The organism is Tahibacter soli (assembly GCF_025717065.2).
GTDB lineage: Bacteria > Pseudomonadota > Gammaproteobacteria > Xanthomonadales > Rhodanobacteraceae > Tahibacter > Tahibacter soli.
Genome location: NZ_JAOVZO020000023.1, coordinates 1 through 21,081, shown reverse-complemented (window position 1 = coordinate 21,081; position 21,081 = coordinate 1). Strand labels below are relative to the sequence as shown.

Annotated in this window: 18 protein-coding genes; 7 read left to right on the top strand and 11 right to left on the bottom strand. The window is 68.1% G+C overall.

Going from position 1 to position 21,081, the window contains the following annotated elements:
* Positions 1-6 precede the first annotated feature (6 nt).
* The 6 genes from OD750_RS25640 (at position 7) to OD750_RS25615 (ending at position 6,853) form a co-directional block, all read left to right on the top strand.
* Entirely contained in the window at positions 7-3,210 is a 3,204-nt protein-coding gene (locus tag OD750_RS25640) for an efflux RND transporter permease subunit (RefSeq protein WP_263543553.1), read from the top strand.
* Positions 3,200-4,405 carry an efflux RND transporter periplasmic adaptor subunit gene (locus tag OD750_RS25635; RefSeq protein ID WP_263543552.1) on the top strand — a complete coding sequence of 402 codons (1,206 nt, stop codon included), beginning with the start codon at positions 3,200-3,202 and terminating at the stop codon, positions 4,403-4,405. The genes OD750_RS25640 and OD750_RS25635 overlap by 11 nt, the downstream gene beginning before the upstream one ends.
* The gene (locus OD750_RS25630) at positions 4,402-5,841 is read left to right on the top strand and encodes an efflux transporter outer membrane subunit (protein WP_263543551.1); all 1,440 of its coding nucleotides are present in this window, start codon (positions 4,402-4,404) and stop codon (positions 5,839-5,841) included. Before OD750_RS25635 ends, OD750_RS25630 begins: the two co-directional genes overlap by 4 nt.
* A gap of 100 nt (positions 5,842-5,941) precedes the next feature.
* A complete protein-coding gene (locus OD750_RS25625) occupies positions 5,942-6,127 on the top strand; it encodes a hypothetical protein (protein WP_263543550.1) in 186 nt (61 codons plus the stop codon).
* A 159-nt stretch (positions 6,128-6,286) separates the two neighbouring features.
* Complete coding sequence (locus OD750_RS25620) at positions 6,287-6,517, top strand: hypothetical protein (protein ID WP_263543549.1); 231 nt, start codon at positions 6,287-6,289, stop codon at positions 6,515-6,517.
* 138 nt (positions 6,518-6,655) lie between these two features.
* Positions 6,656-6,853, top strand: coding sequence for a hypothetical protein (locus OD750_RS25615; RefSeq protein ID WP_263543548.1), 198 nt, complete (start codon positions 6,656-6,658; stop codon positions 6,851-6,853).
* Positions 6,854-6,894: 41 nt separating this feature from the next.
* On the opposite strand, the gene OD750_RS25610 is transcribed toward OD750_RS25615, so the two are convergent.
* Entirely contained in the window at positions 6,895-7,437 is a 543-nt protein-coding gene (locus tag OD750_RS25610; RefSeq protein WP_263543547.1) for a hypothetical protein, read from the bottom strand.
* 519 nt (positions 7,438-7,956) lie between these two features.
* Between OD750_RS25610 and OD750_RS25605 the strand changes: the two genes are divergently transcribed.
* Positions 7,957-8,691 (top strand): hypothetical protein, encoded by a 735-nt coding sequence (locus OD750_RS25605; RefSeq protein ID WP_263543546.1) that lies wholly within the window; start codon positions 7,957-7,959, stop codon positions 8,689-8,691.
* A 46-nt stretch (positions 8,692-8,737) separates the two neighbouring features.
* Here the strand turns inward: OD750_RS25605 and zipA are convergent, their stop codons facing one another.
* From zipA to OD750_RS25555, 10 genes are all read right to left on the bottom strand, one after another.
* Positions 8,738-9,508 carry a cell division protein ZipA gene (zipA, locus tag OD750_RS25600; protein ID WP_263543545.1) on the bottom strand — a complete coding sequence of 257 codons (771 nt, stop codon included), beginning with the start codon at positions 9,506-9,508 and terminating at the stop codon, positions 8,738-8,740.
* A gap of 14 nt (positions 9,509-9,522) precedes the next feature.
* The gene (smc, locus tag OD750_RS25595) at positions 9,523-13,023 is read right to left on the bottom strand and encodes a chromosome segregation protein SMC (protein WP_263543544.1); all 3,501 of its coding nucleotides are present in this window, start codon (positions 13,021-13,023) and stop codon (positions 9,523-9,525) included.
* Between the two features lie 158 nt (positions 13,024-13,181).
* Complete coding sequence (locus tag OD750_RS25590) at positions 13,182-14,057, bottom strand: peptidylprolyl isomerase (protein WP_263543543.1); 876 nt, start codon at positions 14,055-14,057, stop codon at positions 13,182-13,184.
* Positions 14,058-14,115: 58 nt separating this feature from the next.
* Positions 14,116-14,388, bottom strand: coding sequence for a BolA family protein (locus tag OD750_RS25585; RefSeq protein ID WP_263543542.1), 273 nt, complete (start codon positions 14,386-14,388; stop codon positions 14,116-14,118).
* Positions 14,385-14,687, bottom strand: a complete 303-nt coding sequence (locus tag OD750_RS25580; protein ID WP_263543541.1) for a YciI family protein — start codon at positions 14,685-14,687, stop codon at positions 14,385-14,387. The genes OD750_RS25585 and OD750_RS25580 overlap by 4 nt, the downstream gene beginning before the upstream one ends.
* Before the next feature lie 11 nt (positions 14,688-14,698).
* The gene (locus OD750_RS25575; RefSeq protein WP_263543540.1) at positions 14,699-15,628 is read right to left on the bottom strand and encodes a DUF11 domain-containing protein; all 930 of its coding nucleotides are present in this window, start codon (positions 15,626-15,628) and stop codon (positions 14,699-14,701) included.
* Positions 15,621-16,775, bottom strand: coding sequence for an O-antigen ligase family protein (locus OD750_RS25570; protein WP_263543539.1), 1,155 nt, complete (start codon positions 16,773-16,775; stop codon positions 15,621-15,623). The genes OD750_RS25575 and OD750_RS25570 overlap by 8 nt, the downstream gene beginning before the upstream one ends.
* 7 nt (positions 16,776-16,782) lie before the next feature.
* On the bottom strand, positions 16,783-18,300 hold the full coding sequence (lysS, locus tag OD750_RS25565; protein WP_263543538.1) for a lysine--tRNA ligase: 1,518 nt from the start codon (positions 18,298-18,300) through the stop codon (positions 16,783-16,785).
* A gap of 212 nt (positions 18,301-18,512) precedes the next feature.
* A protein-coding gene (prfB, locus tag OD750_RS25560) for a peptide chain release factor 2 (protein ID WP_263543537.1) occupies positions 18,513-19,638 on the bottom strand; the annotation gives its coding sequence in 2 pieces (ribosomal slippage) (positions 18,513-19,562 and positions 19,564-19,638; 1,125 coding nt in all).
* Positions 19,639-20,599: 961 nt separating this feature from the next.
* A partial coding sequence (locus OD750_RS25555) for a TRAP transporter large permease subunit (protein ID WP_272842163.1) occupies positions 20,600-21,081 on the bottom strand: 482 nt, incomplete at its 5' end.

The following is a 21,081-nucleotide window of genomic DNA, read 5'->3' as shown; positions in this document are numbered from 1 at the left end:
TCAAGCATGCTCGGCATCGTCCGCGTCGCCCTACGGCGCCCCTATACTTTCGTCGTACTCGCGCTGCTGCTGCTCATCGTCGGGCCGCTCGCGGCGCTGCGCACGCCGACGGATATTTTTCCAGAAATCCGCATTCCGGTGATCAGCGTCGTATGGCAGTACACCGGCCTTCCGCCCGATTCGATGGCCGGCCGCATCGTCACGCCGTTCCAGCGCGCGCTGACGACGACGGTCAACGACATCGAACACATCGAGGCGAATTCGTATACCGGCTTCGGCGTCGTGAAGATCTTTTTCCAGCCGACCGTCGACATCAACATGGCGAACGCGCAGGTCACCGCGATTTCGCAGACGCTGCTGCGGCAGATGCCGCCCGGCGTCAATCCGCCGCTGATCCTCAACTACAACGCCTCGACCGTACCGATCCTGCAGCTCGCGCTGTCGGGCAAGGGCCTGTCGGAACAGACGCTCGGCGATCTCGGCACCAACGTCGTGCGCACGCGCCTCGTCGCCGTGCCGGGCGCGGCGATTCCGTTCCCGTTCGGCGGCAAGTCGCGCCAGGTGCAGATCGACCTCGATCCCGCCGCGCTGCAGTCGCGCGGGCTGTCGGGCCAGGACGTCGCCACCGCGCTCGCGTCGCAGAACCTCATCACGCCGGTCGGCACCCAGAAGATCGGCGAGTTCGAATACACGATCCAGCTCAACAACGCGCCGTCCGACCTTGGCGCGATCGCCGCGATGCCGGTCAAGCTCGTCAACGGCGCGATGGTGACGATCGGCGACGTCGCCAACGTGCGCGACGGCAATCCGCCGCAGACGAACGTCGTGCACGTCGACGGCAGCCGCTCGGTGCTGCTCACCGTGTTCAAGAACGGCTCGGCGTCGACGCTCGCGATCATCGCCGGCATCAAGGACATGGTCGAGGCGGTCAAGCCCGGCCTGCCCGACAGTCTCGAGATCAAGCCGATCGGCGACCAGTCGATGTTCGTCAGCGGCGCGATCGGCGGCGTCGCGAAGGAAGGCGTCATCGCCGCGGCGCTGACGAGCCTCATGATCCTGCTGTTTCTCGGCAGCTGGCGCTCGACCACGATCATTGCCGTGTCGATTCCGCTGTCGGTGCTCGGCGCGATCGCGACGCTCGCGGCGTTCGGCGAAACGCTCAACATCATGACGCTCGGCGGCCTCGCGCTCGCGGTCGGCATCCTCGTCGACGACGCGACCGTGACGATCGAGAACATCAACTGGCATCTCGAACAAGGCAAGGACGTCGAGACCGCGATTCTCGACGGCGCGAACCAGATCGTCACGCCGGCGTTCGTCTCGCTGCTGTGCATCTGCATCGTGTTCGTGCCGATGTTCTTCCTCGACGGCGTCGCGCGCTTCCTGTTCGTGCCGATGGCGCTCGCGGTGATGTTCGCGATGGCATGGTCGTTCATCCTGTCGCGCACGCTCGTGCCGACGATGGCGAAGTACCTCCTGAAGCCGCACGCGCCGCACACCGACCTGCACGGCACCGAAGAAGCCGCGGGCGCGTCGCGCAACCCGCTCGTGCGGTTCCAGCGCCGCTTCGAGCAGCGCTTCGAACGCTTCCGCGACGGCTACCGCGACCTGCTCGCGCTCGCGCTCGTGCGTCGCCGCGGCTTCGTGGCCGGCTTCATGGGCTTCGTGCTCGCCTCGTTCCTACTGCTGCCGTTTCTCGGCCGCAATTTCTTTCCGAGCGTCGACGGCGGCCAGATCCTGATGCACGCGCGCCTGCAGGTCGGCACGCGCGTCGAGGAGACGGCGAATAAATTCGCCGACATTCAAAAGGTCATCCGCGAGGTGATCCCGTCGCACGACATCGCGGCCGTCGTCGACAACGTCGGCATGCCGATCTCGGGCATCAACCTGGCGTACAACAACACCGGCGTGATCGGCTCGCAGGACGGCGACATCCAGATTTCGCTCGCCGAGGGCCACGCGCCGACCGCCGGCTACGTGCAGCGCCTGCGCGAAGAACTGCCGCGCCGCTTCCCCGGCGTGACGTTCTCGTTCCTGCCGGCCGACATCGTCAGCCAGATCCTGAACTTCGGCGCGCCGGCGCCGATCGACCTGCAGGTGCGCGGCCCGAACGCCGCGGCGAACTACGCGCACGCGGAAAAACTGCTGCGCGACATCCGTCGCATTCCCGGCGTCGCCGACGCGCGCATCCAGCAGTCGGCCGACAGCCCCGTGTTCTACGTCGACGTCGACCGCACGCGCTCGCAGTACGTCGGCATGACCGAGCGCGACGTGACGAACAGCCTCGTCGTGAACCTCGCCGGGTCGAGCCAGGTCGCGCCGACGTTCTGGCTCAATCCGCAGAACGGCGTGCAGTACCCGATCGTCATGCAGACGCCGCAATACGACCTCGATTCGCTCGACGCGCTGCGCAACGTGCCGCTGACGGCGGCCGGTACGCGACAGCCGCAGCTGCTCGGCGGCGTCGCCGACATCCGCCGCGGCACCGCGAGCGCGGTCGTGTCGCAGTACGACATCCAGTCGATGGTGCAGATCTACGCGACGCCGCAAGGCCGCGACCTCGGCGCGCTGTCGACGGACATCCAGAAAGTGGTCGACGCGCACGCGCAGGCGCAGCCGAAAGGCGCGACGGTGCGCCTGCTCGGCCAGGTGCGCACGATGAACTCGGCGTTCTCGGGCCTGTCGTTCGGCCTCGTCGGCGCGATCGTGCTGATCTATCTCCTGATCGTCGTGAACTTCCAGTCGTGGAGCGATCCGTTCGTGATCATCTGCGCGCTGCCGGCCGCGCTCGCGGGCATCGTGTGGATGCTGTTCGCGACGTTCACCACGTTGTCGGTTCCGGCGCTGACCGGCGCGATCATGTGCATGGGCGTCGCGACCGCGAACAGCGTGCTCGTGATCAGCTTCGCGCGCGAACGGCTCGAACAGCTGGGCGATCCGGTCGCCGCGGCGCTCGATGCCGGCTTCGTGCGTTTCCGCCCGGTGCTGATGACCGCGCTCGCGATGGTCATCGGCATGGCGCCGATGGCGCTGGGCCTCGGCGAAGGCGGCGAGCAGAACGCGCCGCTCGGCCGCGCCGTCGTCGGCGGCCTCATCTTCGCGACCATCGCCACGCTCGTCTTCGTTCCTGTCGTTTTCAGCATCGTGCACGCGCGCTACGGCCGCAAACACGGTGCGACGCCCGCCCTTGGAGCTCCCCATGTCGCCTGATAGCACCGTCACCGCCTCCGCCGCATCGCACCGCGGCCTCAAGGTCACCGGCATCGCGGCCGCCGTCGTCGCCGCGCTCGTGGTCTTCGCCGGCGTCTCGTCGCGCGCGAGCGGCAACGCGCGCCTGAAGGAATGGACCGACGCGCAGGCCGTGCCGAGCGTCAGCGTGGTCGCGCCGGTATCGGGCGGCGACGCCTCGACGCTCGCCCTGCCCGGCCGCATCGAAGCCTATGCGCGCGCGCCGATCCACGCGCGCGTGTCCGGTTATCTCAAATCGTGGAAAGTGGATATCGGTACGCCGGTGAAAGCCGGCCAGCTGCTCGCCGAAATCGAAGCGCCGGACGTCGAACAGCAGCTGCTGCAGGCCAAGGCCGATCTCGCGAGCGCCGAAGCGAACGCCGCGCTCGCCGCGACGACGGCCAAACGCTGGCAGTCGATGCTCGGCAGCGATTCGGTGTCGCAGCAGGAAGTCGACGAGAAGAACGGCGATCTCGACGCCAAGCGCGCGCTCGCCAAGGCCGCGCGCGCGAACGTCGAGCGCCTGCAGGCGACGGAAAATTTCACGCGCATCGTCGCGCCGTTCGACGGCGTGATCACCGCGCGCGAAACCGACGTCGGCGCGCTGATCAACGGCGCCGGTACCGGCGCCGAACTGTTCGTCGTCTCCGACACGTCGCGCCTGCGCGTGTACGTCAACCTGCCGCAAAGCTACGCCGCGAGCATCCGTCCGGGCGCGACCGCGTCGATCGACGTGCCCGAACGCGCCGGCACGCGCTACGAGGCGAAGGTCGAAGCGTTCTCGCAGGCCGTCAACGCGGCCACCGGCACGACGCTCGTGCAGCTGTCGGTCGACAACCCCAACGGCGAGCTGATGCCGGGCGGCTATGCGAACGTCAGCTTCGCGCTGCCCCACGACGGCGACGCGCTGCGCATTCCCGCGAGCGCGCTGATCTTCGACCAGGGCGGCCTGCGCGTCGCGACGGTCGACGGCGACAAGAAAGTGGTGTTCAAGCCGATCACGATCGCGCGCGACATGGGCAAGACGATCGAGGTCGCGACCGGCCTCGCCGCCGCCGACCGCATCATCGAAACGCCGCCCGACGGCGTCGCCGCGGGCGACGTCGTGCACATCGTCGAGGCCGCGGCGCCCAAGGCCGCGCCGCAGAAGCCGGCCGTCGCGGAGGCCAACAAGTGAACAACGTCGCATTGCGTGCGGCAGCCGTGGCCGCGTTCGTTGCGGCGCTCGCCGGCTGCTCGCTCGCGCCGCCGCTCGCGCTGCCCGACGTGCCGGTCGCCGGCACCTACAAGGAACAGGCGCCGTGGACGCCGGCCGAACCGGCCGACCGTCTGCCGCGCGACGCGTGGTGGTCGCTGTACCGCGATGCCGAACTCGACCGCCTGCAGCGGCAGCTGATCGACGGCAGCCCCGACCTCGCCGCCGCGCTCGCGCGCTACGAACAGGCGAAAGCCTACGGCGACCAGCAGCGTTCGGGCCTGTTTCCGAGCCTGGGCCTCGCCGGCGACGCGTCGCGCGAACGGCAGTCGGAAACGCGCCCGCCGACCGGTTCGGCGTCGCCGCGCTTTTTCGAATCGTACAATCTGGGACTTTCTGCGAGCTACGAGCTGGACCTGTGGGGCCGCGTGCGCAACAGCGTGTCGGCCGGCGACTATTCGACGCAGGCCGCCGCGGCCGACCTCGAATCGGCGCGGCTGTCGCTGCAGGCGCAGCTCGCCGACGGCTACATCGTGCTGCGCGGACTCGACCGCCAGGCGAAACTCCTCGACGACACGGTCGCCGCGTACGACAAGGCGCTCGCGCTGACGAGCAAGCGCCGCGGCGCCGGCATCGCATCGGGTCTCGACGTCGCCCGCGCGCAGACGCAGCTCGACACGGCGCGCTCGCAGGCCGCGCAAAACCGCGCGCAGCGCGCGGTCGCCGAGCACGCGCTCGCGGCGCTCGTCGGCGTGTCGCCGTCGGAATTCTCGCTCGCGCCGGTCGACGGCGAGATCGCCTTGCCGGCGGTGCCGACCGACGTGCCGTCGACGCTGCTGCAGCGTCGTCCCGACATCGCCGCGGCGCAGCGGCGCGCGGCCGCGGCGAACGCGAACGTCGGCGTCGCGCGCGCCGCGTGGTTTCCGTCGATCACGCTCGGCGCGAACTACGGCTACCAGAGCAACCAGGCCGGCGGCTGGCTCGCGGCGCCGAACGCGGCCTGGGCGATCGGCCCGTCGCTGCTGCTGAACCTGTTCGACGCCGGCAAGCGCAAGGCGCAGGTCGCGCAGGCGCGCGCGGCGCTGGACGAGGCCGGCGCGACCTACCGCGGCGTCGTGCTCGGCGCGTTCGTGCAGGTCGAGGACAATCTCGCGCTGCTGTACCACTACAAGGAAGCCGCGCAAGCCGAAGATTCGGCGGTCGCGTCGGCGCAGAAATCGCTCGATTTCGCGATGAGCCGCTATCGCGAAGGCGCCGTGAGCTATCTCGAAGTCGTGCAGTCGCAGACCGTCGCGCTGACGGCGCAGCGCGAGGCGCTCGATCTCGATACGCGGCAGCTGCGCGCGAGCGTCGCGCTGATCCGCGCGCTCGGCGGCGGCTGGGAAGCGCCGGCGGCGCCGGAAGTCGCCGCGCGCTGAGGCTCGCGCGGGTCGCCCCGCACTTTTACGATCGTGTACATTGTATCGCCGGTCCGCCGCAGCGGCGTCCGGCGATACCCCCACGATCCACGGAGCGGCCATGAAGAACATCCGGTTGTCGAAAGAGACCTTGCGCGTCCTCGTGCCCGCCGAAACGGACGCCGTCGCCGGCGGCACCGCGTCGCGGCCGGTCACCTGCATCACGGGCTGGGCGCCGTGCGTGCCGCCGCCGAGCCACCAGCCGCCGTGCCCGGTCAGCGTCGGCGGTACCGCGTGCCCGCCTTGACGGCGCGCGCCCCGGCTCGTCAGGTTCACTAAAGGTTTTCGTACACTCCGCGCACTAAAAATCAAATGCACTTCTTCTGCGTCCGGGGCACGATGCCGCCGAGCCGGCGTTCGCGCCGCGAACCGCCGCTCGCCGGAACTCCTCGAACACGGAGCAAATATGAAGAAGATCACCTTGTCCAAAGAGACAATGCGCGTACTGACCGCGCAGGAAACCGCCGGCGTCGGCGGCGGCGACCTGTATCCGCCGCCGCCGGTGCTGTCGCGCCAGCCCGACTTCTGCCCGATCTCGGGCACCGGCCCGCAATGCGTGCTGCCGACGGACCGCTGCCTGACGCGGCCGGTTACGGCGTGCATCACGCAGCAGCCCGGCTGCGCGATCGGGCCGTAGTCCGGAAGCCCCGCCCTGGTCCAAGCTCTTTGTCGATTTCTGCACAAACGGCTTAGGAAACTTTTCCCGTCCGGTGCATTATGGCGGGCGGGCGCCGAGGCGTCCGTCCGCTTTCGCATTGTCCAGAACGGAGCGCTCATGAAGAAGATCACGCTGTCGAAACAAACGCTGCGCGAACTCACCGGCATCGAAGCCGCGGCCGTCGCCGGCGGCGCGCGCGACACGCTGTCGCAGATCGGTTGCCCGCCGTCGGCCGGCGGCGGCTGCGAAACGCGCGACAACCCGCCGTTCTACTGCGTCACGAACCAGCCGACCTGCACCTTGCCGACGAACTGAGCGGTCGCGCGCGCCGTCGCGACCGGCGGCGCGCGCCCTCGTCACGCCGCCGCGGCGCGCGCCCGGGAGCGCTCGCGCACGATGTACGCCCTCGCCGTCCGCAGCACCGTCGCGTGCCGATAGTTCAGCGACGTCAGCATCACCGGCCACTCGTCGCCGGCACTCAGGATGCGCCGGGCGAGTCCGGCCGGCAGCCCGAGCGCGTCGACATGCGACAGCGCGGCGTTGCGGTCGCGGAACCGCACCATCAGGCAGGTGCCGCCGCGCGCGCGGGCGATGCGCACCTGCGAGATGTCCTCCCACGGCACGACGGCTTCGCTGCGTCGCAGGTCGGCGATGCCGTCGTCGTCGATCCTGACGATCGCGCGGCGGTCGAAGACGTCCCGCAACCGGCGCCACGCCTGCACGAGGAAGAACACGCCCCAGGGCAGGAACATCAGTGCCGCGATCGGCCACGTGACGAGCGATTGCAGCGCCAGGCACACGTACGCGAGGTACGCGGTCCATGCCGCGACGAGCGCGAACACGAACAGCGGCCAGCGCCAGGAACGGCCGATCGCCAGCGCCTGCGGCTCGCGCGTCATGGCGACAGCACCCGCGGACACGCATCGCGTCGCGCCGGCGGACGAGCGTATTCGCCGTCATTCTCAAACGCGCGGATTATTCGATAATGCCTGCGCCGCCGCATTGAAAATCCGCCGACACTCGAACGCCGAGCATTCGCAACCGCATTCAAAATCTCGGCTCCGGCACGACAATACGCATAAGTCTTGTTGAACATACGCCACGGGATTAACAGAGTTACAAACGATGTGACAGTTAGTCACTGTAATTTCACGCACTTAGCGAAGATCCGGACGGTATAGTTTTTCCCACCAAACCGCCGGAGACGTACAGCCTCAGACTATCGCCCACAACCGATAATCCCTCTCGATAATCGGATTATCGAAACCCTCTTTGTCGCGGCCGACCGCGCCGACCCGGCGCATGCCGCCCCCCCAATTCCTTTCACGTATCGGCTCGCGCTCCGAGGATCCGTCGTGCCCGCAAGAGGACATGCACGAAAACCGCGGCGTCGCGCCTCAACCGGAAAACCCGTCACCATGAACATGAAATCCATCGTCGTCGCCTGCGCCTCCGCCGTTCTCCTCGTGGCCGTCGCCAGTTCGTACGGCCAGGCCATCGAAATTCCGACCGGCGTCGAAACCGCGTCGGGCGTGCCAGGCGTCTCGATCGCCGGGCAAACGTATCAGGTCTATATCGATCCGACGCAGCTGGCCGTTTTCACGTCGCCGCAGACGATCTACGGACTGCGCCTGCGCGCGTCGATCGACCCGCGCAACGACGGCTACGCGCCGGCGTGGCCGGCGGGCGATCTCACGCTCGCGCAGTACGACATCGAGCTGAGCCGGGCGAGCGCCGCGATCCGGACCGGCGCCGAAATCGCGTCGACCGCGACGAGTTTCGCGCAGAACCAGGCGCCGCCGATCGTGCTCGTGCGCAGCGGGCCGCTGACGATTCCGGCGCTGTCCTATCCGATCGACGCGAACGCGACGCCCGCGTCGCCCAATCCGTTCGGCGCCTATATCGGTTTCAACACGCCGTACGTCTACAACCCCGGCGAAGAGATCCTGGTGACCGTTCGCGCTTCCGGCTCCGGCAATACGTCGCGTCCGTTCTATTTCGCGACGCGGCCGGCCGGCAAGGAACTCGCCGACGCCGTGACCGCGAACGCTTCGCACGCGAAGATGCCGGCACGCAAGAGCGACGTTGTCGTACTGGAGTTGGTAACGACGCCGTCACAGCGCATCGGCACCGACAAGGCGCGGCGCCCTTGATGTTCTGAGTATCGATGGCGATCCGGCGGCGCGGGCCGGGTCGCGATCACCAGCCGGGTTTGAACGTCACGCCTTCGCGCTTCCTGTCCCATGCGCGCAGTTCGTCGCGGATGTGCGCGATGCGCTGGCGGCCGAGCGCGTTGCGCTCTTCGTCGAGCACGATCGCATCGAGCAGTTCGGCGAGGCGCTGCGCGGTCGGCAGCATCGTGTCCCACGCGTCGAGCGCCGACAGCGGCCCCGGCAGCGCCATGAAGAACGACAGGCCCGGCGTCGACAGCTGGTCGATGCGGCTCATGTCGAAATGGCCGGGCTTGACCATGTTCGCGGCGCTGAAGATCGGGCCCTGGTCCGACTTGCCGTCGACCATGCGGTGAAAAATGCCCATGTCGCCGAATTCCAGCCCGCATTTTTCCGCGGCGACGACGAGATCGCTGCCGCGAATTTCCGCGTCGCCGCGCGCCGCGACGAACAGCGTCACGATGCGTTCGACCGGCAGGTCGGGCCGCTGGCCGACCGCGGAGCGCGGCGCCTGCGCGAACATGTCGCCCGTCTCGACGTCGCCGTGCGCGCTGAACGCGTCGTCGAAACCCGCGTCGCGCGGCGCGTCGTCGTCGGTCGCGCGCATCGACGGCAGGTCGTCGTCTTTTTCGTCGCCGAGCGTCGGCTCGCGGCGTCCGCCGCCGGCCGGCTTGGCGCCGACGCGCTTGCCCTGCGGGCGGCGCGGCATGCCGAGAAAATAGATCGCCGCGAGAACCAGCGCGCCGATCACCGCGATGATCACGCGCAATTCGTTCGGGCTGATCGCCTGCTGTTCCATCGAACGCCTCCGTGTCAGGCCGCGCCGACCAGTTTGGCGGCCTCTGCCAGGTCCACTTGTACCAGACGCGACACGCCCGGCTCGCGCATCGTCACGCCGCACAGCTGGTGCGACGCTTCCATAGTCGTCTTGTTGTGCGTGACGAACAAGAACTGCACGCGCTCGGACATTTCGTTGACCATGTTCGAGAAGCGTCCCACGTTCGCCTCGTCGAGCGGCGCGTCGACTTCGTCGAGCAGGCAGAACGGCGCCGGGTTCAGACGGAAGATCGAGAACACGAGCGCGACCGCGGTCAGCGCCTTCTCGCCGCCGGACAACAGCGAAATCGAGACGACGCGCTTGCCCGGCGGGCGCGCCATGATCGACACGCCGGTGTCGAGCAGGTCTTCGCCGGTGAGTTCGAGGTAGGCGTGGCCGCCGCCGAACAGGCGCGGAAACAGTTCCTGCAGGCCCGCGTTGACCTTGTCGAACGTTTCCTTGAAGCGCTGGCGCGTTTCGCGGTCGATCTTCTTGATCGCGCCTTCGAGCGTTTCGAGCGCGGTCGTAAGGTCGGTCAGCTGCGCGTCGAGATACGTCTTGCGCTGCGACTGCTCTTCGTATTCCTGGATCGCCGCGAGATTGACCGGTTCGAGGCGGCGGATCTTGCCTTCGAGTTCGGTCAGGTGCTGCTGCCACTCGGCCGCGTCCGCGCGCTCGGGCAGCGTCGCGAGCACGGCGTCGAGTTCGAGGCCGGCCTCGACGATCGCCTCGGCGAGGTTCTGCGCGCGCAGCTTGAGGCTGTGCTCGGACAGGCGCTGCTCCGACAACGCTTCGCGGCGCTGGTTGAGCACGTGCTCGACGCGGTGGCGTTCCTGCTCGAGCCGGCGGAATTCCGCGTCGCAGTCTTCGAGCGCGCGGCGCGCTTCGACGAGCTGCTTGTCGACGAGCAGGCGCTGGTTGAGGTAAGTCTGGCGTTCGCCGTCGAGTTCGGTCAGCGGATCTTCGTCGGCGACGAGCTGGCTCGCGATCTCGGCGCGGCGCGAATCGAGCTGCGCGAGCTGCGCATGCATGCGGCCGAGCGCCTGTTCGAGCGAGGCGATCGACGAGCGCTTGGATTCGAGCGACAACGCCAGCTGGTGCGCGGTGTCGCGCGCCTCGCGCGCGTTCATGCGCGCTTCCTCGCGCGCCTCGAGCGTCTTTCGGCGCTGGCCGTCGAGCTCCTGGCGGCGCTGTTCGAGATCGCCGAGGCTGCCGATCGCGGCATCGAGACGTCCGCGCGCTTCTTTCGCCTGCGCCTCGTCTTCGTCGAGCTTGGCCGCGAGCTGGCCGATTTCGCCCTCGACCTTTTCCAGCCGCGCGGTCGCGGTTTCGACCTTGCCGCGGTGGCTCTGCATCTGTCCCGCGATTTCCGCGAGGCGGCGATGCGCCATGTACAGCTCGCGCTGCGCGTCGTCGCGCTCGCGCTCGCTTTCCACCTTCGTCGATTTCAGCTCGTCGAGCTGCGCGGCGAGTTCGTGCGCGCGCTCGTCGAGCGATTCGACCTGCGCCTGCACCGCATGGATTTCGCGTTCCCGCGCGAGCACGCCGGCCTGCGCGCCGCCGCGGCGCAGCACGCGTACGTAGCCGGCGCCAAACCACTCGCCGCCGCGCGTGACGACCGATTCGTGCGGCGCGAGCGTCTGCGCGATGCGCCGCGCGTCGTCGAGCGATTCGGCGATGCGGATCTGCGCGAGCAGGCCGACGACCGCGGCCGGGCCGCGCGCGTGCGCCGCGAGCGTGCCGGGCACGGCGTCGCCGCCGTAGGCCTGCGCGATCAGCACCATGTCGGCTTCGCGGAGGTCTGCCAGCTCGTTCGCGTAGGCGGCCGGCGCGTCGACGAGCACGCCTTCGAGCAGGCCCGACAGCACGGTTTCGGTCGCCGTCTCGAAACCCGCGTCGACGTCGAGCGATTCGCCGAGGCGCCTGGCCGAGCCGAGGCCGGCGGCGTCGAGCCACGCGCTGGCGGCGCCTTTCTCCTGGCCGAGCGCGGCGTGCTGCAACGCTTCGAGCGACGACAGGCGGCCGCGCAGCGACTGCAGCTGCTGGCGCGTGTCGTTCAGGCGCGCCTGCGTCTGGCGCTCGGTTTCGAGCACGCGCTCGTAGCCGGTCTTGCGCTCGTCGAGCAGGCCCGTCAGCGTTTCGACGCGCTCGCGCTGCGTGTCCTGCTCGTCGCCGAGCGTGTCGGCCGCGGCCGTGAGCGCGACGAGGTCGGCGGCCTTCTTTTCCGCTTCGAGCGCTTCGAGGCGGCGCGACACGTCCAGGCACTGGCGGTCGAGATAGTCCAGGCGCGTGCGCTCGACTTCGGCCGCCTGCATCGATTCGGAACTCGACTTCGAATAGGCGTCCCACGCGGTCTGCCATTCGGCGAGCTGCGCTTCGGCGAGGCGCAGCGCCTCGCCGGTGGTCTCGTCGACGTCGCGCAGCGCTTCGAGCTTGGGCTCGCCGTCGGCGAGCGCGCCGCGCAGCGTTTCGATCTGTTCGTTGTCGGCGGCGATGTGTTCGGCGAGTTCGCGGTACGCGCGCTCGGTTTCCTCGCGGCTCTTGTCGAGGCGTTCGCGCAGTTCGCGGTTGTGCGAGATCTGCTGTTCGACGCGCGCGATGTCGGCGCCCACTTTGTACACTTCGCCTTGTACCGCGCCCAGGTGTTCGCTCGCGGCGTGGTGGCGTTCGCGGCTCGCTTCGAGCTGCGCTTCGATCTGGCGCTGGTCGGCGAGGAAGCGCTCGATTTCGACTTCGGCCTGGCGCAGCGCGCCGCTGTGGCCTTCCACCTCGCTCGCGATCGCGCGGTAGTTCAGCGCGCGCAGTTCGGCTTCTTTTTGCTTCTGCTCGGCTTTGAGCTCCTGCCAGCGCGCGGCGGCCTTGGCCTGGCGGTTCAGGTGTTCGAGCTGCTTGTCGACTTCGTCGCGCACGTCGCGCACGCGGTCGAGGTTTTCGCGCGTCGACTTGATGCGGCTTTCGGTTTCCTTGCGCCGCTCCTTGTACTTGGAGATGCCGGCGGCTTCTTCCAGATGGTGGCGCAGCGCCTCGGGGTCGGATTCGACGACCTGCGAGATCATGCCCTGCTCGATGATCGAGTAGCTGCGCGCGCCCAGGCCCGTGCCGAGGAACAGATCGGTGATGTCGCGCCGGCGGCAGCGTCCGCCGTTGAGCAGGTATTGCGAGTTGCCGTCGCGCGTAACGACGCGCTTGACCGAGATTTCGTTGAATTTCGCGTATTCGCCGACGATCGTGCCGTCGGAGTTGTCGAAGATCAGCTCGACCGACGCCTGGCTCACGGGCTTGCGCGAACTCGATCCGGAAAAGATCACGTCGGTCAGCGAATCGCCGCGCAGGCGGCTCGCGGCGCTTTCGCCCATGACCCAGCGGATCGCGTCGATGATGTTGGACTTGCCGCAGCCGTTCGGACCGACGATGCCGGTCATGTTGGTCGGAAGCTGCAGCGTGGTCGGGTCGACGAACGACTTGAATCCGGCCAGTTTGATCGTGGTCAGGCGCATCGGTATCCCTGGACGCACCGCCGGTCGCGCGGCGCAGGGGCGTCGAGCGCGAACGTCGGGGTCCGCCTGGTGTGGTTGAATGCCCGGCCTGACGGGCGTTCAGTCTACCCGGGCTCCTCCCTGCGCGGGCCGGCCGGCTCGCGCAGGGCGGCAGTATATCAGCCCTGCTTCGCCGGCTCGGCCGGCGCCGGCGCGGCCGGGGCCGCGGGCGCCGCGGCCGGTTGCGGCGTCTGCAGGTCGAGAATCAGCGATTCGCCGCGCATCTTCTCCATCCACACGTCGCCCTGGCGCTTGATCATCACGCGGCGCAGCTCGTTCTTGACCTGCTCGAACGGCGGCGGCGCGACGTCGTTGACGGCCTGCAGCAGAATCAGATGCCAGCCGAAACTCGTCTTGAGCGGCACCTTGGTCGCCTCGCCGGGCTTGAGCGACTTGAGCGTGTCGGCGATTTCCGGCGCGGGCAGCTGCGCGAGGCGCACGCCCTTGTAGGCCTTGCTCTGGCGCGTCTTGGGCGCCCATTCGTCGTAGACGGCCTGGAAGGCCTTGCCGCCGAGAATTTCCGCGGACGCCGTCATCGCGTCGGCTTCGTTGTCGAGAATCAGCTGCGTGAAGTCGTAGCTCTGCGTGCCGGCCTTCTGGATCTGCTGGTCGTACTCGGCCTTGACCATCTCGTCGGCGATCGGATGCGTCTTGGCGTAGTGCGTGAGCGTCGCGTTGGCGAGGCCCTGCAGGCGCGCCGCCTCGATCGTCGCGAGCGCCTCGGGATCGACCGCGAGGCCGCTCTTTTCGGCCGCGCGCGCCAGGATCACGTAGTCGGACAGCTCCTTGATCGCGCGCTGCCGCTGCTCGGGCTTGGTCAGATCGAGGTTGCGGCCCTTGGCGACGTTCGCCAGCAGCGCCTCGGAAATCGGCTGGTCGTTGACGCGGATGGCCGGATTGCCGGCGGTGTACTGGACGGCGGTGACGAGCGGCGCCTTCTCGGACGAACAGGCGGCGAGCAGGACGGCGGTGGAGCAGACGAGCAGGTGGCGCATGGGAATCCTCGGGCAGTGCGTACGATCGGTCGGCCTCCCCTGTGGCCGCAGCGCGACGTTATACCGCATCCTCCGGCGCCCGCGCTTCGATCGCGAGCGCATGGATGTCGGTCTGCATGAGGTCGCCGACCGCCTCGTACACCATGCGATGGCGCGCGAGCGGCGCCTTGCCGCGAAACGCCTCGGCGACGACGCGCACGCGAAAATGCCCGCGGCCGTCGCGCGCGCCCTCGTGACCGACGTGCTTGTGGCTTTCGTCGATCACGTCGAGCGCCTGCGGCGTCAGCGCGTCTGCGATGCGCGCACGGATGCGCTCGAGCCGCTCGCTCATGACGGATACACCTGACGGAACGGCTTGACCGACACCTGCGCGTAGACGCCGGCCGCGACGTACGGATCGGCGTCGGCCCAGGCCTGCGCGGCGGCGAGATCGTCGAACTCGGCGACGATCAGGCTGCCGGTGAAGCCGGCCGGGCCCGGATCGGCCGCGTCGACCGCCGGAAACGGGCCGGCCAGCCGCAGACGGCCTTCGTTCTGCAGCGCGTCGAGGCGCGCCAGGTGCGCCGGGCGCGCGGCTTTGCGGGCTTCGAGCGAATTCGGGACGTCGGTGCCGACGATGGCGTACCACATGGTGCAGACCTCTACGGGTTCGAAGATGGCGAGATGGGCTCGAAGTCGTCGCGGAACAAGGTCGTGTCGAACCATGCATTGACCGTGTTGTCGATGTAGTTCGCTTCCTGTTCGATCGAATAGGTGTTCCCGGACAGATTCACTACCGGGTAACCGACCGGAGGCGGCAGAATTTCAGCGCGCACGCGCAACACGTCGCCAGTTTCGATCGACGTCGGCGTGAACGCATAGCTCGTCGAGAATTGCGTACCTGCCGGACACTGGCCCGGCCGCGGCGCAACGCACGACCAGTACGCATTGCCCGGATACGAGACGAAGAAACTGACTATCGGCGACAGTGCCGTCGCCGGACCCGCGTTGTCGATCTCGAAATCGCAGAAGATGCGCGAGGTCGGGCTCGGGAATGCGGCCGAACTGCACCGCGTGGAAGTCCGCAGATCGACTGATGTAGCGATCGGCGCCTTGAACAACGCCACTTCGTCACCCGGCGCGATCTCATCGTCGTCCGACGTCGCGCTGACCGACAGCACCATATTGCCGCGCGCCCCCGGAGGCACCTTCATGCGCAACAGATAATCGCCGCTCGCACCGGCCGCCAGCGGCGACGGCAGCGCGCATTGCGGATAGCCGAGCGGATCGGCCGCGCAGCCGTTCGTTTCGAGCACGTGCAGGTTCTGCGCGCCGGCGATCGTGCGCACGCGGTTCGCGGCGTCCGGTCCGTCGTTGCGCACCGTGACGAGAAAATCGACCGCTTCGCCGGCGCGCGGCGTCTGCGACGGCGTCAGCGTCACACCGAGATCGACGCTGCCGTAATAGCCCTGCGCCTTGAGCGCCGACGCCCAGTCCGGCGACAGCGCCAGCAAGCCTGCCGCGACGAGCGAGGCGGCGAACGCGCCGCGGACCCACGCCGGGCGGCGCGGCGCACCCTGAAAATTATCCATGTTTTCTCTTTTCCCTTGAGCAGTACGCGATCAGCCCGAGGAGCGCGGCGCCGAAGAGCCACGTCCACATGCGCAACAGGCTGGTTTCGCTGATCGCGAGCGCCGCGAAGCCGGCGAGGCTCGCGACGAGCGCGGATTCTACCCGGTCGAAACGACCGTCCGGCGCATTCCTCCGCATAGATCGCAAAACGGCCCGAAGCAGGGTCACGACGAGCGCGAGCGCCGCGAGGCCGAGCCAGCCGAGTTCCGCGCCGATTTCCAGCGGCAGGTTGTGCGGCCACGGCGTGCGGCGCGGATCGACGAGCATCGAGGCATCCGGCGACGCGCCGCGATACGCGAGCACGTAGTTGTGCAGGCCGACACCGAGCGGATGCTCGCGCAGCACGACGAGCGCCGCCTGCCACAGTTGCAGCCGTGCCTGCATCGACGGCCGCACGAACGCGGCTGCGGCAATCGTGACGGCTAGCGCGGCATAGCCGGCGGCGACGGCGGCGCCGCACGGCAGACGCCGGCCCGCACCGAACCACAGCGCCGCGAGCGTCGTCACCAGCGCGGTGCCGGCCAGCGTAACGGACGGCACGACCCACGCGAGCGCCAGCGCGCCGGCGCCGGCCGCGACGACCGCACGGCGCGGCCGGGGCAGCAGCAGCGCGAACGGCACGAGGCAGGCGATCCACGCCAGATCGTTCGGCACGACGAGCCAGAGCGCGCCGGCGCGCGCGACGCGCTCGCCGGGCGCCGCATCGGGCAGCGCGGCGGCGGCGATCAGCACGAGCACGATCTGCGTCAGCGCGGCGGCGAGAAGCCCGGCGGCGATCCACGCGGCGCGGCGCGGCTCCGGGCGACCGCGCGCAACGAGCGTCCACACGATCGCGGCGGCGAGCACCGGCTGGCTCAGCGACAGCGAGCGCCGCGGGTCGAGACCGCAGGCGGACGCGAACGCCGCGACGGCCACGAACGCGGCGAGGCTCCATTCCAGTCGATCGGGCGGGCGTACGAAATCGATCTCGTCGCGCCACAGCGCGAGCGCGCCGCCGAGCACGAGCGCGAGCCACGCGAGCGGCAGCATCGCGTCGGCGCCCTGCAGCGCGAGAAAACCGGCGGCGCCGAGCGTGGCCGCTCCGGGCCAGGCGCGCGGCGCGTGCATCGACCGGTTACGCCTCGGGGCGCATGTACGGGAACAGGAGCACGTCGCGAATCGACGGTACGTCGGCCAGCAGCATCACGAGGCGGTCGATGCCGACGCCGAGGCCGCCGGTCGGCGGCAGGCCGTATTCGAGCGCGCGGATGTAGTCGTGGTCGAAATGCATCGCCTCGTCGTCGCCCGAATCCTTCGCGGCCACTTGCGCGAGAAAGCGCGCGGCCTGGTCTTCCGGATCGTTCAACTCGGAAAAACCATTGGCGATTTCCTTCGCGCCGATGAACAGCTCGAAGCGGTCGGTGATGCCCGGATCGGCGTCGTTCGCGCGCGCGAGCGGCGACACTTCGGTCGGATACTGCGTGATGAAGGTCGGCTGGATCAGCGAGGCTTCGACGGTCGCCTCGAAGAGTTCCGTCAGGAGCTTGCCCCGGCCGTAGCCCGGCTTGACGTGAATGCCGAGGCGCGCGCAATGCCGCGCGAGCGCGTCGCGGTCGCGCAGTTCGTGCTCGCCGATCTCCGGATTCATCTCGCGCACCGCCTGCTCCATCGGCCAGCGCTTGAACGGCGCGCCGACGTCGATGTCGCGGCCTTCCCACGTGAGCGCCGTGCGGCCGAGCGCGGCCTGCGCGGTTTCGCGGATCATGCCTTCGGTGATGTCCATGATTTCGTTGTACGTGGCGTAGGCCTGGTACAGCTCCAGCATGGTGAATTCCGGATTGTGCCGCGTCGACACGCCTTCGTTGCGGAAGTTGCGGTTGATCTCGTAGACGCGGTCGAAGCCGCCGACGACGAGGCGCTTCAGATACAGCTCCGGCGCCACGCGCAGGTACAGGTCGATGTCGAGCGCGTTGTGATGCGTGACGAACGGGCGCGCGGTCGCGCCGCCCGGAATCGCGTGCATCATCGGCGTTTCCACTTCCATGAAGCGGCGCGGCGCGGCTTCGAGCCACTGTCGGATGAAGCCGATCACGCGCGAACGCAGCTTGAACACGCGGCGCGCGTCCTCGGTGACCACGAGATCGACGTAGCGCTGGCGATAGCGCTGCTCGACGTCCGCAAGGCCGTGCCACTTGTCCGGCAGCGGGCGCAGCGCCTTGGTCAGAAGCCGCAGCGCGTCGACCTTGACCGACAGCTCGCCGGTCTTCGTGCGCGTGAGCACGCCCTCGGCGCCGACGATGTCGCCGATGTCGTAGCCCTTGAACGCGTCGTAGGCGGCTTCGCCGAGCGCGGCCTGCTGCAGGAACAGCTGGATGCGGTCGGTCACGTCCTGCAGCTGCGCGAAGCTCGCCTTGCCCATCTGTCGCTTGGCGAGCATGCGGCCGGCGACGCGCACGCGGCGGCCGAGCGCTTCGAGGGCTTCGGCGCCCCAGCGTTCCTTGTCGGCGAACTCGGCCTGCAGGTCGCCGGCGAAGGCGTCGGGCACGAAATCGTTCGGAAACGCGACGCCGCCGGCGCGCAGCGCCTTGAGCTTTTCGCGGCGCTCGGCGATCAGCTTGTTCTCGTCGGGCGGCTGTTGGGTTTCGTCGGTCATGTCGGTCGTTTCGTGAGTCGATTCTTGAGCCCTCTCCCCCAAGCGCGCTTGGGGGAGAGGGTTGGGTGAGGGGGATACGCGTCAGTGTTCCACGGCGTGCGGTCGTCGCCCTATGAAAAATCGCGACAACCCGTCGCAACGCAAACGGAAGCGCCGCCCCCTCACCCCCGCCCTCTCCCCCAAGCGAGCTTGGGGGAGAGGGAGTTGAGGCGCTACGCGTCGACGCGTTTCGCGCCGGCTTCGAGGCCGAGTTTCAGGCTCGCCTCGACGTATTCGTCGAGATCGCCGTCGAGCACCTTCTGCGTATCGGTGCGTTCGACGCCGGTACGCAGGTCCTTGATGCGCGACTGGTCGAGCACGTACGAGCGGATCTGGCTGCCCCAGCCGATGTCGGACTTCGTCGCTTCGAGCGCGTCCTTCTCGGCGTTGCGTTTCATGATCTCGATTTCGTACAGCTTCGCCTTGAGCATCTTCATCGCGCGATCGCGGTTCGCGTGCTGCGAGCGTTCGGTCTGGCACGCGACGACCACGCCGCTCGGCACGTGCGTGATGCGCACCGCCGACTCGGTCTTGTTGACGTGCTGGCCGCCGGCGCCGGACGAGCGGTAGACGTCGGTCTTGAGGTCGGCCGGATTGATCTCGATGTCGATGTCGTCGTCGACTTCCGGCGCCACGAAGATCGACGAAAACGACGTATGGCGGCGGTTGTCCGAATCGAACGGCGACTTGCGCACGAGGCGGTGCACGCCGATCTCGGTCTTGAGCCAGCCGTAGGCGTAGTCGCCCTCGACGCGGAACGTCGCGCTCTTGATGCCCGCGACGTCGCCGGCGGAAACTTCCAGAAGTTCGGTTTTCCAACCCTTGTTTTCGCACCAGCGCAGATACATGCGCAGCAGGATTTCGGCCCAGTCCTGCGCCTCGGTGCCGCCGGCGCCGGCCTGCACGTCGACGAACGCGTTGGCCGAGTCCATCTTGCCGGAGAACATGCGCTGGAATTCGAGCTTCTCGACGTCGGCGGCGAGCTTGCCGACGTCCGCGTCGACCGCCAGCGCGGTGTCGTCGTCGCTTTCGGCGATCGCCATCTCGAGGAGTTCGGCGGCGCCGTCGAGGGTTTCGGTCAAACGGCGGATGCCGCCGACGATCTTGTCGAGCTGGGCGCGTTCGCGGCCGAGGTCCTGGGCGCGCTGGGGGTTGTCCCAGATCGTCGGGCTTTCGAGCTCGCGGGTTACTTCCTCGAGCCGTTCGGCCTTGAGGTCGTAGTCAAAGATACCCCCTAAGCGACAGCACGCGACCCTTGAGGTCGTCGATGCGCGCGGAGATCGGATTCGTTTCAATCATGACTTGGGGTTTGTTGCGTTGCAAAAGGGGGGCAGGATAACTCGTGGGGTTGTTGTTCGTCACGGGGGCACTTTTTGCTCGTCGTTCCGGCTTTCAATACGGCCGTTGTCGTTGACGGTCGCTTCGTCGTTTTCGCTTGGCGTTGAACAAAGCGTTTCGCCCGCCTGCCGGCGGCCGAGTCACTTTCTTCGACTGGCCGAAGAAAGTAACCAAAGAAGGCCACCCCAACTGCCGCGCCCCTCCGGGCATCCTGCCCTCCGGGGACCGCAAGCGCCCGGCGGGGTCCGCCGATGGTCCATCCTGGACCGCGGCGGACGACGCACATCCGTGTGCGTCCCCTGTCGGGCCTGATCACCGGGCACTTGCTCGCGGCAGATGGGGCCCCGGGGAAAGCGGGCGGCTTCCTGCCGCCAGAAGCAACAGCGACGGCAACGGCAAAAAGCGGCGATCCCCACGCTCGTCATCCCAGCTAAAGCTGGGATCCAGCCTTTGCTGTTGTTCTTGACGCCCGAAAAGCTGGATTCCAGCTTGCGCTGGAATGACGAGCCAAGGAGTTGCCGCGCTTCGCGTCGTTGCCGTTGCCGTTGCCGTTGCTTCTGGCGGCAGGAAGCCGCCCGCTCTACCCGGGGCCCCGTCGGTCGCGGCGAGATTGCGGAGGATCAGCCCGCGCAGCGGGTGCGCACAGGATGTGCGCAGTTCGTTGACGGGCCATGGATGGCCCATCAACGAACCCCGGAGCAAGCTCGCGGAGTCGGAGGGCAGGATGCCCGGAGGCCGCGGCCGTCGGGGTGTCCTTTGGGGATGCAAGGGGAATTTGGACAAGCAAATTCCCCTTGCTCGCTCGCGGCAGCGAGCGAAACGCCTTGTTTAAAGCCAAGCGAAAAATACAAAGCGACAATCAAGAACTGGATCCCAGCCTGCGCCGGGATGACGAGCAAAAAGGAAAAAGCAGCGCGCGCGCTCAGCGCGCCAACCACAGCGAAAGCGCGGGCCAATACGTAATCACGAGCGTAGCCGCCAACATGATCAAGAAGAACGGCACCGACGCGCGCACCAGCGTCATCACCGGCTGCCGAAACCGCGCACTCGCGATGTACAGATTGATCCCCAGCGGCGGCAGAAAAATCCCCAACTGCAAATTGGCCAAAAAAATGATGCCGAGATGTACCGGGTCGATCCCGTACTTCACCGCCACCGGCAGCACGAGCGGCACCAGCAGGATGATCGCCGGAAACCCCTCAAGCAGCATGCCGAACACCAGCAGGAACACGTTCAGCGCAAGCAGGAACAGGAACGGCTGGTCCTGCGGGATGTGCGTGCGCAGGAACTCGAACAGCTTGTCCGGCACTTCCGCGTCAATCAGCCAGTTCGTCAGCGCGAGCGAAAAGCCCAGGATCATGAGGATGCCGCCGACCAGCACCATCGCATGACGGATCACGCGTG

Bases quoted from the DNA above. Each gene is read 5' to 3' on its own strand.
- OD750_RS25640 (WP_263543553.1), top strand. From the start codon at position 7: ATGCTCGGCATCGTCCGCGTCGCCCTACGGCGCCCCTATACTTTCGTC.
- OD750_RS25635 (WP_263543552.1), top strand. From the start codon at position 3,200: ATGTCGCCTGATAGCACCGTCACCGCCTCCGCCGCATCGCACCGCGGC.
- OD750_RS25625 (WP_263543550.1), top strand. From the start codon at position 5,942: ATGAAGAACATCCGGTTGTCGAAAGAGACCTTGCGCGTCCTCGTGCCC.
- OD750_RS25620 (WP_263543549.1), top strand. From the start codon at position 6,287: ATGAAGAAGATCACCTTGTCCAAAGAGACAATGCGCGTACTGACCGCG.
- OD750_RS25615 (WP_263543548.1), top strand. From the start codon at position 6,656: ATGAAGAAGATCACGCTGTCGAAACAAACGCTGCGCGAACTCACCGGC.
- OD750_RS25610 (WP_263543547.1), bottom strand. From the start codon at position 7,437: ATGACGCGCGAGCCGCAGGCGCTGGCGATCGGCCGTTCCTGGCGCTGG.
- OD750_RS25605 (WP_263543546.1), top strand. From the start codon at position 7,957: ATGAACATGAAATCCATCGTCGTCGCCTGCGCCTCCGCCGTTCTCCTC.
- zipA (WP_263543545.1), bottom strand. From the start codon at position 9,508: ATGGAACAGCAGGCGATCAGCCCGAACGAATTGCGCGTGATCATCGCG.
- smc (WP_263543544.1), bottom strand. From the start codon at position 13,023: ATGCGCCTGACCACGATCAAACTGGCCGGATTCAAGTCGTTCGTCGAC.
- OD750_RS25590 (WP_263543543.1), bottom strand. From the start codon at position 14,057: ATGCGCCACCTGCTCGTCTGCTCCACCGCCGTCCTGCTCGCCGCCTGT.
- OD750_RS25585 (WP_263543542.1), bottom strand. From the start codon at position 14,388: ATGAGCGAGCGGCTCGAGCGCATCCGTGCGCGCATCGCAGACGCGCTG.
- OD750_RS25580 (WP_263543541.1), bottom strand. From the start codon at position 14,687: ATGTGGTACGCCATCGTCGGCACCGACGTCCCGAATTCGCTCGAAGCC.
- OD750_RS25575 (WP_263543540.1), bottom strand. From the start codon at position 15,628: ATGGATAATTTTCAGGGTGCGCCGCGCCGCCCGGCGTGGGTCCGCGGC.
- OD750_RS25570 (WP_263543539.1), bottom strand. From the start codon at position 16,775: ATGCACGCGCCGCGCGCCTGGCCCGGAGCGGCCACGCTCGGCGCCGCC.
- lysS (WP_263543538.1), bottom strand. From the start codon at position 18,300: ATGACCGACGAAACCCAACAGCCGCCCGACGAGAACAAGCTGATCGCC.